We start from the raw sequence: 17217 nt of genomic DNA, 5'->3' as shown, positions 1-17217 counted from the left end.
TTGCCAATGACGCCAACAACTGAATTTGAACACCAAAACTTTCAAGATGCGATCGCCCGTCATCGGCTGCAAGTCAATGGTATTCGCTTACACTTTGCCACATCCGGTGTAGGTGATCCTGTGGTACTACTCCACGGCTGGCCGCAGACTTGGTACGCATGGCGTAAAGTCATACCACTACTGGCAAGGCACTACACCGTTATTGCCCCTGATTTGCGGGGTTTTGGCGATTCATCTAAACCAGTCACTGGCTACGATAAAAAGACTGTTGCTCAAGATATCCATGCTTTAGTACACGAGTTAGGATACGAAAACATTTTTCTAGTCGGGCATGACTTGGGAGGACAGGTTGCTTATGCCTACGCGGCTCAGTATCCCTTAGAGGTGCGTCGCTTCGTGTTTATGGAGAGTAACCTGCCAGGTTTTGGATTAGAACGCTCAATGGATGTTGCTAATGGTGGCAGTTGGCATTTTGGCTTTAACATGGCTGGGGATATTTCGGAGGCACTGGTACAGGGACGGGAGAGCCTATTTATCAAGTATTTTTTTCGCCGTGAAACAGTGGGCACAATCGATCCGAGGGCGATAAATGACAATGATATTGATGAATATACTTATAGCTTGAAGCAACCAGGGGCACTGCGAGGGATGTTTGCACACTATCGGGCCCTGTTTCAGGATGCCGCAGATAACAAGGAATTTGGCAAATCTCTCTTACCAATGCCAGTGCTGGCTGTAGCTGGTGACCAAGGCTACCACCAAAATACACGCAAAGCAATGGAGGCAGTAGCTAAAGATGTGCGTAGTGTGATTATCCAAAACTCTGGGCACTATGTCCCAGAAGAACAACCAAAGTTACTTGTACACCATTTATTAGCGTTCTTTCAGGAGTAAGACTCATAGCCCTTGGGTAACATCACGGCAATATTACTTATAAAAATTAATCCAAAATTACCTTTTAATCGAGAAAAGGATGTTTACAGATGACCCTTACCCATTACCCTGGTGAAATTGTTGACTGGAAGCACTTTCCCAGTCCTACAGACTTTGCCCTTAGTCCCCTGTCGCAAGCTCTGAAACAGCCTGTGCTGCTGGGTTTGTTCTTACCCATCCAAGCAGGCGGGTGGAGTGGTTCTACACTACCGCGTACCACTGACTGGAGTTTCGATTACAACAAGGACTTAGTACTCAAAGCCGAGTCTCTAGACTTTGATTTGGTGTTTGCATTGTCACAATGGCTACCCAAAGGTGGCTATGGTGGGGTGTTTAACGGCCAAGCCCTAGACTCTTTCGTGACTACCGCCGCCCTGACGAGTTTGACGCAAAAAATCCTGCTGATCTCTACTATCCATGTACTCTATGGACCAATACATCCCCTGCACTTGGCTAAGTATGGTGCAACCTTAGACCACATATCAGGCGGCCGCTGGGGTATTAATGTAGTGACTGGACACCGGGCGGTAGAGCATGAGATGTTCGGCTGGCCACGTATCGAACATGACCACCGTTATGAATTGGCGGCGGAGTTTATCGAGGTCGTACAGCGTTTGTGGGCTGATGACGACAACTTCTCTTTTGAGGGTAAGTCATCGTGGAAGCTCGGCGGTGGCTTCGTCACACCCAAACCCAAATACGGGCGTCCGGTGCTGGTGAATGCGACTGGTTCCGATGCTGGCATTTCCTTTGCTGCACGGTACTCGGACATCGTATTTATTACTAGTCCTGGGACTTCAGACTTTGCTGGCTCTATCGAAGTATTACCTGCCCATGCAGCTAGGGTGAAGCAAGCAGCCAGGGATATTGGCCGGGAAGTGCGTACCCTTTTGAATCCGATGGTGATTAGCCGAGAAACTGAAAGTGAAACCTGGGCATACCACGACGCGATCGTCGCCCACGCCGACCCAGATTCACCCAATGGCTTTCATCGTCTCAATAGCGATGCTCACGCCTGGAGGGGACGTAGAGGTATAGATGCACCGAAGCGCCGCGCTATTGGGGGCAATATCGAGGTGATTGGGACGCCTGAGCAGGTAGTCGAGCAGTTTCTCCAGCTCAAGCAGGCGGGGATTGACGGGCTACAGTTAAGCTTTTTTGACTTCAAAGAAGACCTAGAATTTTTTGGCGATCGCATCCTACCACTGATGAAGCAGGCAGGACTAAGGCTTTAATTTAATTGCGGAGAATAATTGTAGTGACTTTTATCTATCATCGTCGCCTAAAACGTCGTGAATTACTGGGATTAGGTATTTCCACAGCTGCCCTAGCGGCTTGTGGACAGCTCAATAGTAGACCAAATGCCGCCACCAACACGAGCAAAACTGCCCCTAAGTTACGCTTGGGCTTTCAACCACCCTATGTTGCTGTACATGCATTGAGGGAACAAAAGCTATTGGAGAAAGCATTTGCAGGAGAGTCAACCAGTTTTGAGTTCAGCCGACTGTTATCGCTCAAGCCAGTCACCGAAGCATTATCAGCTGGGGCGATCGATTTGGGTTTGGGTGGTACACCAATCGCCGCGATCGCTGCTGGTCAACCAATCCGTGTCATCGCCTTAGTTGAACGCAGTCCCAAAACCCATGCACTGCTAGTCCTCCCTAAATCACCAATCAAAAAAGTCACTGATTTAAAAGGTAAAAAAATCGGTAATCCATCTGGAAAAAGCTACACATTTGCAGTCCGAGTACTGGAGAGGGCGGGACTGAAAGATACTGATGTGGAGTGGATTCAGGTAGAAAACGATGCAGGTAGAGCCGCATTATTATCAGGTGCTATAGATGTGTGGGGAACGTGGGACCCTTTCTATGCTAGTGCTGAGGTTGCTAAAGAGGTTGTTCCCTTAATAGATGGCGAAGGATACCAATTAAATTATGTCGCCCTGTTTGGACGCGCCGAGTATATAGAACAGCATCCAGACACAATACAGCGGTTTCTCCAAGCATATAAACAAGCATCAATTTGGGTCAAAGATAACCGTCAAGCTGCAGTGGATATCCTAGTCAAGGAGAACAAGCTTTCACCAGAAGCGGCTGTTTTAACTCTGGGACGGAGAAACATTATTTTTGAAACACCCAATGAAGAGTACCGCAATGATCTTGTAGATCAAGCCAAGCGGTTAGCTAATCTGGGGCTAATTAAACAAGAACCAAACTGGGATAAAGCAATTGATACTACGATTGCTAAATCTGTGGCTTCATAATTATCTTAATACCAATTTAATTAATGATTGTGACACATGGATTGTTGTCAAGGGCGGGGAAACCCCGCCCCTACTAGTGTATCTGGTGTATTCTTGTTTCAAATTGGTATGAATTTTTAACTTGCAGGAAAATTGCCAGTGTCCAGATACCCGAATTTAAAAAATCGGGTATCTAACTTGTTTAAGAAACCACTGCTGAAGGTCTATTCAATGACAAATCATCTGCCGTGAATTTCACAGGGAAATTGTTGGTAATTTCCGTAATTTCAATCCGATTACCAGCCGGATCGCGCAGGAAAAATCTTTTAAATCCGGGGATTGGTAATTGATCAGGAATAATTTCTACTCCATGCGCTTTTAAGTATTCCTCATAGGCTTGCAAGTGATCAACTTGGAAACAAATGTGTCGTCTAGTCGCATGGTTATTAGTATTTTTTTCTTGACTGAGATGCAATTCAATGCTTCCCAAATTATACCACACTCCTGGATCGTTTTGAATCACTTCAGGTCTGGGAATTTCAGTTAGTCCCAAAACTTGACTGTAGAATAAATGCGTTGCATCTTCCGCTTCGGGGGGATATGTAACCTGAATATGATGAACTGCTTGAAGAGTCATTTTTTTCTCCCAGTTATAACTTTTTGATATTGCCTAGTTTGATTTTAGGACTTGCCTTTGTATATGGTTTGTGAAATACTACTCTATAAACTACGATAAATCAATCGAGATTTAGTAGTATTAGGAAAAACATAACATAAAACATACTATCCTCCAAGCAATTGCGGACTAACAGCTAACATGACAAACACAGGAATTCGTACAAGTCAAATTAAAGTACCCAACGGTGATCTGCAAATTGATGCTTACTTGGCTGAACCCGCAAATGAAGGAAAATTCCCCGCTGTGATTGTGATTCAAGAAATATTTGGGGTGAATATTCACATTCGGGAAGTGGCCGAGAAACTAGCTAAAGAGGGGTATGTAGCGATCGCACCGACTCTATTTCAACGCACCGCCCCCGGTTTTGAAGGTGGATATACCCCTGAAGATGTCCAGCAGGGGAGAAAATATAAGGATCAGACCACAGCAGAGGAAATTTTGAGTGATATTCAGGCAGCGATCGCCTATTTAAAAAGCCTACCAAATGTCCAAGGAGATGCGATCGGCTCCATCGGTTTCTGTTTTGGTGGTCACGTAGTTTATCTAGCCGCGACACTCCCAGATATCAAAGCCACAGCGTCCTTCTATGGTGGCGGTATTCCTAACTCAACCCCTGGCGGTGGAGAGCCTACCATTACCCGCACCGCAGAAATAAAAGGCCCCATTTATGCCTTCTTTGGCCTCGAAGACAAAGGTATCCCATTAGAGCAGACAGAACAGATAGAAGCAGAATTACAGAAAAATCTGATTCCCCATGCTGTTTTTCGCTATCCTGGCGCAGATCATGGCTTTTTCTGCAACCATCGCGCCAGCTACAACCCCGCAGCCGCTAGCGAAGCTTGGAAACACGTGGTAGAACTATTCCAAAAAAATCTGCAGACAGTTTAAAAAAAGGATGAAGTCTGAAGTCTGAAGTATGAAAGTAAGAGGTATATACTGTAAGCCTTGTGTGGTTTTAAAATGGTAGCTTTATTTACGCCGTGGCGTACTAGTACATCACGGCGGAAATAAGCAGACCATTCTCAATCGCCAAAAAGCTTACTACGTATTACTTTTGACTTTTGACTTTTGACTTTTGACTTTTGACTTTTGACTTCCGCCTTGCGGTACTAGTCCCTATTTTTAAATAAGTTTATTCGCAATTTTGATTTTTGCTAAAGAAATATGGAAGTTTTTTGGTATTTACCAACCCAGGGAGATGAACGTTATTTAAATACAGCAATAGGGAGACGCCAAGCCACTTATCCCTATATGCAACAAATCGCTCAAGCCGTTGATAAATTGGGCTATGGAGGGATGTTAATCGGTACTGGACAAAAGCAGGATACCTGGATTGTCGCGGCTTCCTTAATTGCGGTAACGCAACACTTACGATTTCTCGTAGCCTTTCGTCCGGCGATTATGTCACCTTCATTAGCAGTGAGGATGGCGGCAACTTTTGACCAACTTTCTAACGGCCGGATAATTTTAAATGTAGTGACTGGGGGGGATTCCAGCGAACTAGCTAAAGATGGCGTTTTCTTAGATCATGACCAGCGTTATTAACTCACCGATGAGTTTTTAACAATTTGGCGATCGCTCATGCATGGTGAAGAAGTTAACTTCACTGGTTGTCACTTGCAAGTCCAAGGTGCAAAACTGCAAATTCCTACCGTCCAAAAACCCCATCCTACCTTATATTTTGGTGGTTCCTCAGATGCCGCCCTAGAAGTAGCAGCCAAGCATATAGATGTGTATTTAACCTGGGGAGAACCACCACAACAAGTAGCTGAAAAAATTGCTAAAGTCCGTCGATTAGCCGCAGCACAAGGTAGAATTGTCCGCTTTGGGATTCGATTACATGTCATAGTGCGGGAAACGACTTCCAAAGCTTGGGACGCAGCCAATGAACTCATCCAATATGTAGATGACAAGACAATTGCTGCTGCACACCAGCGGTTTGCTCAGTCAGAGTCAGAAGGACAACGGCGCATGGCACAATTACATCAAGGCGAGATTGCCTCCGGCACGCTACGCGATCGCCAAAATTTAGAAATTAGCCCTAATTTATGGTCTGGTGTTGGCTTAGTGCGCGGGGGTGCTGGAACTGCCTTAGTAGGCGATCCAGACACAGTTGCAGTACGAATGTTGGAATATGCTCAATTGGGGATAGATACCTTTGTCTTTTCCGGATATCCCCATCTCGAAGAAGCTTATCGAGTTGCAGAATTACTTTTTCCCCGTTTACCATTAACAACCCCAGCTACCACACCGCAGCCAGTTACGAATACATTTAGTGAACTAGTTGCCAAAACAGATTTACTCAAACCACAACCTGTGTGAATGTAGAGACGTTACGCGATGTGCAACTTATTTTTAGAACCCCTCTCCAAACCTCTCCCCCATAGGGAGAGAGGCTTTGATTCTTGCTCCCCTTCCCTTGTAGGGAAGGGGTTGGGGGTTAGGTTTGAGAGAAAGTTGCACACGGCGTGACGTTACATCCCAATTCTCTAGGATCATGGCTGTAATCAGACTGGCTAATGAAACTGATGCGGTGAAAATGCTGGAAATTTACGCACCAATAGTCAGAGAAACTCCAATTTCTTTTGAGTTAGAGCCGCCCAGGGAAATAGACTTTCAAGAGCGCATCAAAAGTTATCAAGAGCGACTGCCTTGGCTAGTATACGAAATTAATGGTCAGCTTTTAGGCTACGCCTACGCCACTCCTTACCGTACTCGTGCTGCTTACCAATGGTCTGTCGAATCATCTGTGTACGTCAGTGTTGAGCATCAGAGAAAAGGCATTGCTAAAGCCTTGTACACTTCCCTTTTGAGGATATTGCAACTCCAAGGTTTTTATAATGTCTTTGCTGCTATTGCCTTACCTAATCTAGCCAGTGTTGCTGTGCATGAGGCTGTGGGTTTTTTGCCTGTAGGTATCTTTCATGAGGTTGGGTATAAATTTGGTAAATGGCATGATGTAGGCTGGTGGCAGCTATCTCTGCAACAAGAGCAAGCAAAAGCCGTGAATCCGCCACTGTTTTTGCGAGAAATTGAGCCGCCTCTTTTGCATCTGGCTTTAAACAGTCCTGAGTCCTTGTTAAGTCGTTAGCTTGCCGTTAGGCATCGCTTTCAGAACAATCTATTATTCAGCAACTGCACTTGATTTCAGTTTGATTTCTGTGATATTTTTGCAGTTCAATCTACTGTAAATCGATTGGTTTTTCGTAGATTTTTTTGGTGTATTGAAGTTTGATTTTATCCCTAACAGCAGCCTCATCATGACGCAAATATTGGGCATGGCCATTGGTTTTTTCCGAAAGTTCCAGCAGCCAAAAATTCGTACATTGTCCTTACTATTCTCTATGGGACTCGGCTTGACTCTAGCCATCTCTGCTTGTTCTCCTAGCACCAGCGAAAAATCCGCAACGACTCAGACAGCTAGCCCAAGTGTAAGTTCTAGTCCAGCAGCCAGCAGCAATACAGTTCGCATTGGCTATCAAAAAGCGTCAACTATCCTCTACGCATTGAAAGCAAAAGGGGATTTAGAGAAAGCTTTCCCCGGTGCTTCCGTGACTTGGAGTGAATTTCCTGCTGGACCCCCAATGTTAGAGGCCTTGAACGCTGGAAGTATTGACTTTGGCTACACCGGAGAATCACCACCAGTATTTGCTCAAGCTGGAGGTATTCCGTTTGTTTATGTTGCCTACGATCCTTGGGGTACAAAAGCTGAAGCCATCCTAGTTCCCAAGGATTCACCGATTAAAACAGTGGCTGAACTTAAAGGGAAAAAAGTCGCTTTTGCCAAAGGCTCTAATGCTAACTACTTATTAGTGAAAGCACTGGAAAAGGCAAGACTAAAATACACTGACATTACGCCAGTAACTCTCCCTCCGGCTGATGCTCGTGCTGCTTTTGAAGGTAAAAACGTTGATGCTTGGGCAATTTGGGACCCATTTTTAGGCGCAGCAGAAGCAGCAACAGGGGCACGTACTTTAACAGATGCAACAGGATTAGCTCCCAATCGTGGTTATTATCTGGCTGCTAAATCTTTTGTGGATAACAAGCCAGATGCTTTGAAAACAGTTTTAGATCAGGTAAAAAAAGCTAGTGATTGGGCAAAAAATAATCCCACAGAAGTTGCTAAACTCCTCTCCCCTGTATTGGGTATAGCGGAACCTGTGTTGGAGAAAGTAGAAAAACGGCGTGAGTATGATGTATTGCCATTGACAGATGAAGTGATTACTAAACAGCAAGATGTTGCCGATACTTTCTACAAAATCAAATTGATTCCCAAAGAAATCAAGGTTAAAGAAGCAGTGTGGCAAGGAAATAAATAATTCGTAGCCCATAACCCGCTCCAATCGCTACCCTATGAGGGCATTAGTATCAACTTAACGTGAAACCCTTGTCAAAACGTGATTTTTAATTAACTCACTTACCATCACTCTCCGCGTCACCCCACCCTGGCTTTGCTGACACAAAATCTCCCCTCCCCTTGTTACTACGGTGTACACAATGGGAGGGAACTGAATTTTCTTGTTTCCCCCCTTCACAAGCTACGGTGTACACACAAGTGATTTAATCACCCCAAAACCTTTAAAAGTAGGGGAGCCAGTCACGTGGGCGGGTTTCCCGACTTGAGGGAACTGGCGTTGTGTTATGCCGGAGGCTAACGCACCATCCCAGATTTTTGGTGCGTTACGGACTCCGTCCTAACGCACCCTACCAAATGAAAATGAATGCAGGTAATATTTTCCGATTTGTGTGTACACCGTAGCCCCAAAAGGCATTAGGGAGGGGACAGAGGGGAGGGGTAAAAAGCTTGTCGGGTAAACGTTTGAGCTTAAGTTGACACTAATGGGAGCAGGGGGACTCAGACTAGGGTGTTGACTCTGTGCCTTTCTAGAAGGTCAAAATTCATGCAGAATATGTTTGTCATTGCGAGGAACGAAGCAATCCCCGTCTTTGCGATTGCTACCCTGCGGGAACACTTCGTGAACGTCGTTCCTCCTCTGGTGCGAGACGCTACGCGTTAAGCGTTGGCGCAACCTCTCCGGCAGGAGAAGCTATGCCGTTGGCGTTCGCGCAGCGTGTCGCAGACAAGCCTCTCTTCGAGAAGGCTTTACGCAATGACACAAAAGTTGCATGAACCAAAAATGAGGAAATTCCATCAAAGTCAACAGCCTATACTCAGACCCATAATACGAAGAAGCTTTACAGCAGGAGGAAAAAGTCATTTCCCCCTGCCTCTTCGTTGAGGGTAGGGACTGCGACGATGGGTTTAAAACGCAGTAGAATTTGGCTGTTTACGCCATTGGTGTTTTTTTATTTGTGTTTGCCACGACTCCATGTAGGTGTAAAAAACAGGCGTTAGGTAAAGTGTCAGGAACTGGGAGAATACTAGTCCACCAACCACTGCTAGACCAAGGGGACGGCGAGCATCGGCACCAGCACCTAAACCGAGAGCGATGGGTAAAGTTCCCATCAGCGCCGCCATTGTCGTCATCATGATGGGGCGGAACCTGACAACGCAGGCTTCATAGATGGCATCATAAGGACTTTTGCCTTGTTTGCGAGCCACGATCGCAAAGTCAACCATCATGATCCCATTTTTCTTGACAATACCAATCAGTAGGATAATCCCCACAAAGGCATAGATGTTTAAATCAACTTGAAATATCAACAAAGTTAGCAGTGCCCCAAATCCCGCTGAGGGCAAGCTAGAGAGGATAGTCAAGGGGTGGATGAAGTTTTCATAGAGAATCCCCAGCACAATATAAATTACCAGGATGGCAATTAGTAGCAGTAGTCCTAAACCCTGAAGTGAAGACTGGAATGCCTGCGCTGAACCCTGAAACCCTGTACTGATGCTAGCTGGCAACGTAGCCCTTGCTAGTTGCTCAATTTTACTAGTCACACTACCCAGCGACACTCCTGGCTTCAAGTTAAACGAGAGTGTCACCGACGCAAGTTGCCCAGTGTGGTTGATGGTCAACGGTCCCACATCTTTTTTGACAGTTGCTACTGCATTGAGAGGTACTAGTTGCCCACTGGGGGCGCGAATCGAAAGCAAATCCAAGGCATTGACATCTTGCTGATATTGTGTATCTACTCCCAGAATCACTTGGTATTGGCTATCAGAGGCGTAGATAGTAGAAACTTGGCGAGTACCATAGGCATTACTCAGGGCGGTTTCGATTTGATTGGCAGTTAAACCCAAAGCTGAAGCCTGATCGCGATTAATTTCTACTCGCACTTGGGGGTTTTTGATTTGCAAGTCACTGTTGACATCTTGCAAATCTGATAAAGTGCGGAATTTTGCTTCTAGGGCTGGGGCATACTGGTAAAGTTCTTGAATATTTGGACTTTGCAAAGTGAATTGATATTGCGCCTTTGTTTGTTGTCCACCGATATTAATAGCCGGAGGGTTTTGCAGGAATACTTTAATTCCCGGTATGCCAGACAGCTTTGGTTTGAGTTCCTGGACAACCTGATCAGCATTAAGTTTGCGTTCTTCACGGGGCTTCAAACTAATGAAAATTCTGCCAGAGTTAGCTGCATTAGTGCCCGCCGCGCTACCAACACTAGAGTTGAATGCTGCAATGTTGGGGTCACGTCGAGCGATCGCTGCTACTGCCTGTTGATGCTTTACCATTTCCTCAAAGGATATATCTTCTCCTCCTTGGGTGGTTGCCGTAATTTGCCCGACATCAGCGCTAGGAATGAACCCTTTAGGAACTACCATGAACAGGTAAATCGTTGCTACCAGAATCGCCGCAGAAATTACCATCGTGGTACGGTGATATTTGAGCGACTGGCGTAAACTCCACTCATAACCGCGCAGCATCCCATTGAAAACGCCTTCCGAGAGATTGTAGAGCCAACGATTCAAGTTTCTCATTCTCAGTCGCTTGCTGACTGTTGAGTTGGGCGTTGGTGGCAAATCCTGAGTCATGACTGTCGAGTCGTGAGCCACCCCTTCTGTCCCTACTTGCTGACTCTCGATTTCCCTATCTCCCTGTCTCCTGATCTCCCTGTCTCCTGATCTCCCTGTCTCCTCTTGCTGATGGGACGGACGTAAGAATCTAGAGCAAAGCATCGGTGTTAAGCTCAGAGAAATGAACCCAGAAACCAGGATGGCGACGCTAATAGTCACGGCAAACTCGCGGAATAATCGCCCCAGAATGCCGCCCATAAACAGCACTGGGATAAAGACGGCTACTAAGGAAATGGTCATCGATAAAATCGTGAAACCAATTTCTTTTGAAGCATTCAGAGCTGCTTCCATCCGGCTCTCACCCATTTCCATGTGGCGGACAATATTCTCCAGCATGACTACAGCATCATCCACCACGAAACCCACAGAGAGGGTTAACGCCATCAGCGATAGGTTATCGAGGGAATAGCCCAGTAGCAGCATAATACCAAAAGTTCCCACTAGCGATAGTGGTACCGCCAAACTGGGAATGACTGTAGCAGAGATGTTGCGGAGAAACAGAAAAATCACCAGCACCACTAAGACGATGGTAAGCAACAGGGTGAACTGCACATCAGTGACAGATTCCCGAATTGGCTGTGAGCGATCGTAGAGAATATCCATATTCACAGCCGCCGGAATTTGTTTGCGGAAGTCGGGTAGCAGTTTCTTGATGGCATCCACTACTTCCACCGTATTGGTTCCCGGTTGCCGTTGAATTGCCAGGAGAATCGCCCTAACACCGGGATTTCGGCTTTTAGCTTGGGGATTTGTTTGGGCTGAGGATTTTTCCCCTACTTCCTTGTGAACTGGTTCCTTTGCACCGACAAAAAACCAACTGGCAATCTTGTCGTTTTCCACGCTGTCCAGCACTTGACCTAGTTCTCCTAGTTGCACTGGCGCACCGTTGCGGTAAGCAACAGTTAGGGAGCGATAATCAGCAGCATCATTGAGTTTACCGTTGGACTGAATTGTCGCGTTTTGCTGTGTGCCGTAAAGTGTACCTGTAGGCAAATTAGAGTTACCTTTAGCGATCGCATCTGCTATTTCATCAATACCTATTCCTTTGGCATTCAGCGATTGGGGATCGACCTTAATCCGCACGGCATACTTTTGAGCGCCAAATATCTGTACTTGCGCTACTCCATCGATCATTGACAAGCGTTGTGCCAAGAGTGTGTCGGCATACTTGTTGACCGTTGACAGGGGGAGAATGGACGAATTGAGGGAGATATAGAGAATTGGCTGGTCTGCTGGGTTTACCTTGCGGTAAGATGGCGGGTTGGGCATATTAGCTGGTAACTGCCGTGCTGCTTTTGCGATCGCCGCCTGCACGTCCTGTGCCGCCCCATCTATCTGTCGATTTAAATCAAATTGCAGTGTAATCTGCGTGCTGCCCAAAGAGCTAGTAGAGTTCATTGCACTCAAGCCGGCAATGCTGGAAAATTGTTGCTCTAAAGGGGTGGCGACCGAAGAAGCCATCGTCTCAGGACTGGCTCCGGGCAAATTAGCTGTCACCTGAATTGACGGATAATCTACATTAGGCAGGTCGCTAACTGGTAGTAGTCGGTAACTCGTCAGCCCAAAAATCAAAATACCCAGCATCACTAAAACCGTCATGACTGGGCGACGGATGAAGATTTCTGAAAGGTTCATTTTTTACTTCCTACTGCGTCTTTGATTTGGGCGATCGCACCTGGAACTAGATTGAATTGACCATCAATCACCACTTGCTCACCCGGTTTCAGTCCCTGTTTAATCACCGTTTGGTTATCCACGGTATCCCCAACAGTCACTGGACGGACTTCTACTTTTTTATCAGCTTGAACCACATACACAAACTGCCCTTTTTGTCCAGTCTGGACTGCTGGTGCAGGTACTGTGATGGCGTTTGGCTCTTCGCTTAACTTTAAAATTACATTGACAAACTGTCCTGGTGAAAGGCGATCGTCAGTGTTAGCGAAAGTCCCCTTAAGTTGAATAGTGCCCGTTTGGGTATTGACACCGCTATCCACAAATGTGAGTTTACCCCGCACCGGATTTCCTGCATCTTTAGAAGGTAGCGCTTCAACTTCTAGCTGATGGTTAGCACTGTATTTTTTCAGTTCTGCTAGTTGACGTTGGGGAATTGAAAAAGTGACGTATATCGGGCTAATCTGGCTGATTGTCACTAATGGGTCACTACCATTTGCCTGTACCAAATTGCCTTGATTGAGCTTAAGGCTACCAGTACGCCCAGTAGTTGGTGAGTAAATGGAACTATAAGAAAGTTGCACTTTGGCATTATCAATCGCTGCTTCGTCCGCAGCTACAGCAGCCTGAGCGTTTTGCACCCCTGCTTGAGCCGCAGTCACCGCTGCTTGATAGTTTTGCAAGTCTGCTAGCGCTGCAGTCACCGCTGCTTGAGCATTAACTACACCATCTTCACTGGCTTTAACCGTTGCTCGTTGAGCGTCAGAACTGGTTTGATATTGCTCTGCCTGTTGTTTGCTAATTGCCCCTTGCTTGACTAATGTTGCATAACGTTGAGCTTGGGAATCTGCATTTGTTGCTTGGGCTACATCCTTGACTACGTTAGCTTTTGCCTGGTTTACTAGAGCTTGAGCTTTCTCGACATTAGCTTTTGCCTGACTCACCTGAGCAATAGCTTTTGCTACATTGGCTTTTGCCTGTTGCACTTGTGCCAAATCTTTCGCTTTAGCAGCCTTAGCTTGCATTAGCGCCGCTTGTAAAGGGCGGGAATCGATTTTAAAGAGTATGTCTCCTTTCTTGACATTTTGACCCTGTTGAAAATAAACTCCAGTCAGTTGTCCGCCTACTTGAGACTTGACAGACACTGTAGAGTATGCTTCCACAGTCCCTGTCGCTTGTACCAGGATGGGAATCGTTTTTTGAGTCGCATTAGCAACCACCACTGCCACAGGGCGTTTTTTGCCTGTGTCTTCTTTGCTAGATTTAGCAACAGATGGATTACAAGCAGCACACAAGTAAGACAAACTTACTAAAAGCATCCAGAAACAGCCTTTTTGCAGCAGGCTATGAGAAAAAGGAATAGTGGGAATAGCTAAGGCAAAAGGCTTCTTGGGATGAACAGAAGCAAAAGAGCGCATATCAATACCTTGGAGAAAGAGGGGTAGCCTAAACACGCAATTTTTCCGCAAAAATGTAATTAATTTTTATTAGATAACCACAATGTTAGTTTATCTAAAGTTTAGAGTGCTAATAATTATTTCCTACTCCGACTTTGTAAGAAAGTAGTAATAAATACAGTTTATGAATTAAAAAATAACTGGCATACCTCTACAGACAGGTTTTAGTCGCAAAAACATCTCTACTCATACCATTTTGGATTTTAGATTTTAGATTTTGGATTGTCAGAGAGCTACTGTATAAGCTTCCGCCCATTCCATCTGTCGCATTCTTTTTTTTAATTGGTATCAGTTTCCCCCTTTCCCCCTGCTCCCTTGCCTTGAGCGTAGTCGTTCGACGGAGTCGTTCCCGCAGGATAGGGCTGCCCCCTGCCTCATATCAAACTTGAACAGTTTGCAGTAAAATTAGTCCTTTAGATAGAGGAGGGCAAGACAATGACACGAGTCATCATTGTGCGCCACGGTCAAAGCAGCTATAACACTGAAAAGCGCATCCAAGGGCGCACTGATGTATCGAAATTAACAGAAAAAGGTCGGAATGATGCCAGTAAAGTAGGGAAGACCCTGAGCAATATTTTATTTAATGCGATTTACAGCAGTCCCTTACAGCGAGCCAAACAAACAGCGGAGATTATCCACAGCGAGTTGGCAACTAATGTACGACAGTCTGCTATTCCTCAAACTTCCGATAAGCTGTTAGAAATAGACTTGCCTTTGTGGGCAGAAATGCTAACTGCTGATGTCAAGCAAAAGTTTACTGAAGACTACCGCATCTGGAAAGAACGTCCCCACGAATTGCGGATGCTTTTGAAAGAGGCGGAAGGGATCAGAGAACATTTTCCTGTGCTGGCTGTGTATGAACAAGCGCGGTTGTTTTGGCAAGAAACACTGTCTCGCCATCAAGGTGAAACTATTCTGATAGTCGGGCATAACGGGATTAATCGCGCCCTGATTAGTACAGCGTTGGGAATTCCCCCCAGTCGCTATCATTGTGTACAGCAATCTAACTGTGGCATCACTGTATTAAATTTTGCTGGAGGATTGGCAGCACCAGTTCAACTAGAGTCGATGAATCAGACGCAACACATGGGAGAAAATCTGCCCTCGTTGAGGCCAGAACATCAAGAAGGAGTCAGATTGTTGCTGGTGCGTCACGGAGAAACCGAGTGGAATCGCCAAACTAGATTTCAAGGACAAATTGATGTTCCTCTCAACGATAATGGTAGAGAACAAGCACAAAAAGCAGGTGAATTTCTGCAAGATGTAGCAATTGACTTTGCAGTTAGTAGCTCGATGTTGCGTCCTCAAGAAACAGCAGAAATTATCTTGAAGTACCATCCTGATGTAAAGTTGGAATTACAAGATGGTTTAAGAGAAATCAGTCACGGACTTTGGGAAGGTAAATTAGAAGCAGAAATCGAGCAGGAATTTCCGGGAGAATTGCAGCGCTGGCGGACTCAGCCGGGAGAAGTGCAAATGCCCGAAGGGGAAAATTTGCAGCAAGTTTGGGAACGTAGTGCTGTAGCTTGGCAGTCTATTGTCCACGCTGCAATTAACAATCAACTCAAAACCGGATTAGTAGTGGCTCATGATGCTACTAATAAGGCCTTGCTGTGTCAGATTCTGGGTTTACCACCAGAGAATTTCTGGAATTTTCGCCAGGGTAATGGCGCTGTCAGTGTGATCGATTACCCTTCTGGTTTGAATGGTTTACCAGTACTGCAAGCGATGAACATCACCACTCACTTAGGTGGAGGTGTGTTAGATAAAACGGCGGCTGGGGCATTGTAGGGACGAGGAAAGACAGTTATCAGTTATCAGTTATCAGTTATCAGTTGCTCTACAGAGAGAATTTAACGCCGACTGAAACCGTGATAACTGTTTACTGTTTACTGTTCACTGATTTAATAGCTGACATGACAACTGAATTGCTACAACGAGTACGGGTGATTGATCCAGTTTCTGGAACCGACCAAATCGCCGATGTGCTAATTACTGATGGTGATATTCAAGCCGTCACCTCCCATATTTCTGATATCAGTCCCAATACTCAAATCAGAGATTGTCAGGGATTAGTTCTAGGCCCTGGATTAGTAGACTTGTATAGCCACTCCGGTGAACCAGGGTTTGAAGAACGGGAAACCCTTTCATCTCTGTTGCAAGCTGCTGCTGCTGGTGGTTTTACTAGAATCAACATTTTACCTGATACATCTCCAACTATCGATAATCCTGCTCTTGTGGCACAGTTGCAGAAGGGAGGTGGGGAGAAAATTTCCCCCCATCTTCACCTCTGGGGTGCGATGACTCTAGATATTGCCGGGTTACAGTTGACGGAATTGGCAGATTTAGCCAATGCTGGTGTTGTGGGGTTTACTGATGGTAGTCCTTGGGAGAATTTGGGACTGGTGCGGCGGGTGTTGGAATATCTTCAGCCTTTGGATAAACCAGTGGCTTTTTGGCCAAGCGATCGCCAATTGTCCCTCAATGGAGTCATGCGAGAAGGTGCAGAAGCTATTCGGCTGGGATTACCCCCCATACCTGCTAGCGCTGAAACCTCGGCTATTGCGGCTTTGTTAGAACTGGTAGCGGCTACGGGTAATACACGTGTGCATATTATGCGTGTCTCGACAGCGCGTAGCGTTGATTTAATTGCAGCAGCTAAAAATGCTGGTTTACCCATCACCGCCAGCACTACTTGGATGCACCTGTTACTAGACACCAAATCAGTTAAAAGTTATCACACCAGCTTGCGTTTAAATCCACCTTTAGGTAATCCCACGGATTTGGCGGCGTTGCGTGTAGCAGTCAGAACAGGTGTGATTGATGCGATCGCTATTGATCATGCACCCTATACTTATGAAGAGAAGGTACAAGCCTTTGCGGAAGCGCCACCTGGAGCCATTGGTTTGGAGTTAGCATTGCCTTTATTGTGGCAGCATCTGGTGGAAACTGGAGAATTTACGGCTGTAGAATTATGGCGATCGCTTTCCACTCGTCCAGCAGAATGTTTAAAACAACAACCGAGTGCAGTTGCACCTCATCAAAAAGCAGAATTAACTTTATTTGATCCCCAACAAAACTGGAAAGTCGAAAGGCAAAACCTCTATACACTTTCTAATAATACACCTTGGTATGGGCAACAATTGCAAGGGCGTGTCGTGCAAACTTGGTGTTGAGAATCAGAATTTAGCATTTGTAGGGCTAAATGGTTGTTGCCCAGAAATTAGTAAGATTTTAAATCGTAGATACTGTCTTG

General features: G+C 45.7%; 11 protein-coding genes and 1 pseudogene. 9 read left to right on the top strand and 3 right to left on the bottom strand.

Translation table 11 applies throughout. From position 1 onward, the window contains the following. Nucleotides 1–6: 6 nt before the first annotated feature. The 3 genes from CAL7507_RS11115 to CAL7507_RS11105 all read left to right on the top strand — a co-directional run bounded on the left by CAL7507_RS11115 (nt 7) and on the right by CAL7507_RS11105 (nt 3196). On the top strand, nt 7–894 hold the full coding sequence (locus tag CAL7507_RS11115) for an alpha/beta fold hydrolase (RefSeq protein ID WP_015128570.1): 888 nt from the start codon (nt 7–9) through the stop codon (nt 892–894). Between the two features lie 89 nt (nt 895–983). Next, complete coding sequence (locus CAL7507_RS11110; RefSeq protein ID WP_015128569.1) at nt 984–2168, top strand: LLM class flavin-dependent oxidoreductase; 1185 nt, start codon at nt 984–986, stop codon at nt 2166–2168. Between the two features lie 23 nt (nt 2169–2191). Beyond that, nucleotides 2192–3196 (top strand): ABC transporter substrate-binding protein, encoded by a 1005-nt coding sequence (locus CAL7507_RS11105; RefSeq protein WP_015128568.1) that lies wholly within the window; start codon nt 2192–2194, stop codon nt 3194–3196. Nucleotides 3197–3377: 181 nt separating this feature from the next. Here the strand turns inward: CAL7507_RS11105 and CAL7507_RS11100 are convergent, their stop codons facing one another. Continuing rightward, nucleotides 3378–3812 carry a VOC family protein gene (locus CAL7507_RS11100; RefSeq protein WP_015128567.1) on the bottom strand — a complete coding sequence of 145 codons (435 nt, stop codon included), beginning with the start codon at nt 3810–3812 and terminating at the stop codon, nt 3378–3380. Between the two features lie 180 nt (nt 3813–3992). On the opposite strand from CAL7507_RS11100, the gene CAL7507_RS11095 reads away from it, so the two are divergent. The 4 genes and pseudogenes from CAL7507_RS11095 (at nt 3993) to CAL7507_RS11080 (ending at nt 8173) form a co-directional block, all read left to right on the top strand. Beyond that, nucleotides 3993–4742, top strand: a complete 750-nt coding sequence (locus CAL7507_RS11095) for a dienelactone hydrolase family protein (RefSeq protein ID WP_015128566.1) — start codon at nt 3993–3995, stop codon at nt 4740–4742. 276 nt (nt 4743–5018) lie between these two features. Continuing rightward, a pseudogene (ssuD, locus tag CAL7507_RS11090) lies at nt 5019–6176 on the top strand (FMNH2-dependent alkanesulfonate monooxygenase). Nucleotides 6177–6351: 175 nt separating this feature from the next. Beyond that, entirely contained in the window at nt 6352–6945 is a 594-nt protein-coding gene (locus tag CAL7507_RS11085; protein ID WP_015128565.1) for an arsinothricin resistance N-acetyltransferase ArsN1 family B, read from the top strand. A gap of 169 nt (nt 6946–7114) precedes the next feature. Further along, complete coding sequence (locus CAL7507_RS11080; protein ID WP_015128564.1) at nt 7115–8173, top strand: sulfonate ABC transporter substrate-binding protein; 1059 nt, start codon at nt 7115–7117, stop codon at nt 8171–8173. A 944-nt stretch (nt 8174–9117) separates the two neighbouring features. Here CAL7507_RS11080 and CAL7507_RS11075 read toward each other — a convergent pair. Together CAL7507_RS11075 and CAL7507_RS11070 are read right to left on the bottom strand one after the other, a co-directional pair. Next, nucleotides 9118–12468 (bottom strand): efflux RND transporter permease subunit, encoded by a 3351-nt coding sequence (locus CAL7507_RS11075; protein ID WP_015128563.1) that lies wholly within the window; start codon nt 12466–12468, stop codon nt 9118–9120. Further along, nucleotides 12465–13958 (bottom strand): efflux RND transporter periplasmic adaptor subunit, encoded by a 1494-nt coding sequence (locus CAL7507_RS11070; RefSeq protein WP_015128562.1) that lies wholly within the window; start codon nt 13956–13958, stop codon nt 12465–12467. Before CAL7507_RS11070 ends, CAL7507_RS11075 begins: the two co-directional genes overlap by 4 nt. A gap of 438 nt (nt 13959–14396) precedes the next feature. On the opposite strand from CAL7507_RS11070, the gene CAL7507_RS11065 reads away from it, so the two are divergent. Both CAL7507_RS11065 and CAL7507_RS11060 read left to right on the top strand, forming a co-directional pair. Further along, on the top strand, nt 14397–15752 hold the full coding sequence (locus tag CAL7507_RS11065; protein WP_015128561.1) for a histidine phosphatase family protein: 1356 nt from the start codon (nt 14397–14399) through the stop codon (nt 15750–15752). Nucleotides 15753–15877: 125 nt separating this feature from the next. Then, entirely contained in the window at nt 15878–17137 is a 1260-nt protein-coding gene (locus tag CAL7507_RS11060) for a dihydroorotase (RefSeq protein WP_015128560.1), read from the top strand. Nucleotides 17138–17217 lie beyond the last annotated feature (80 nt).

The sequence above is a fragment of the Calothrix sp. PCC 7507 genome (assembly GCF_000316575.1).
Lineage (GTDB): Bacteria > Cyanobacteriota > Cyanobacteriia > Cyanobacteriales > Nostocaceae > Fortiea.
This window is presented reverse-complemented; position numbering and strand designations above follow the sequence as displayed.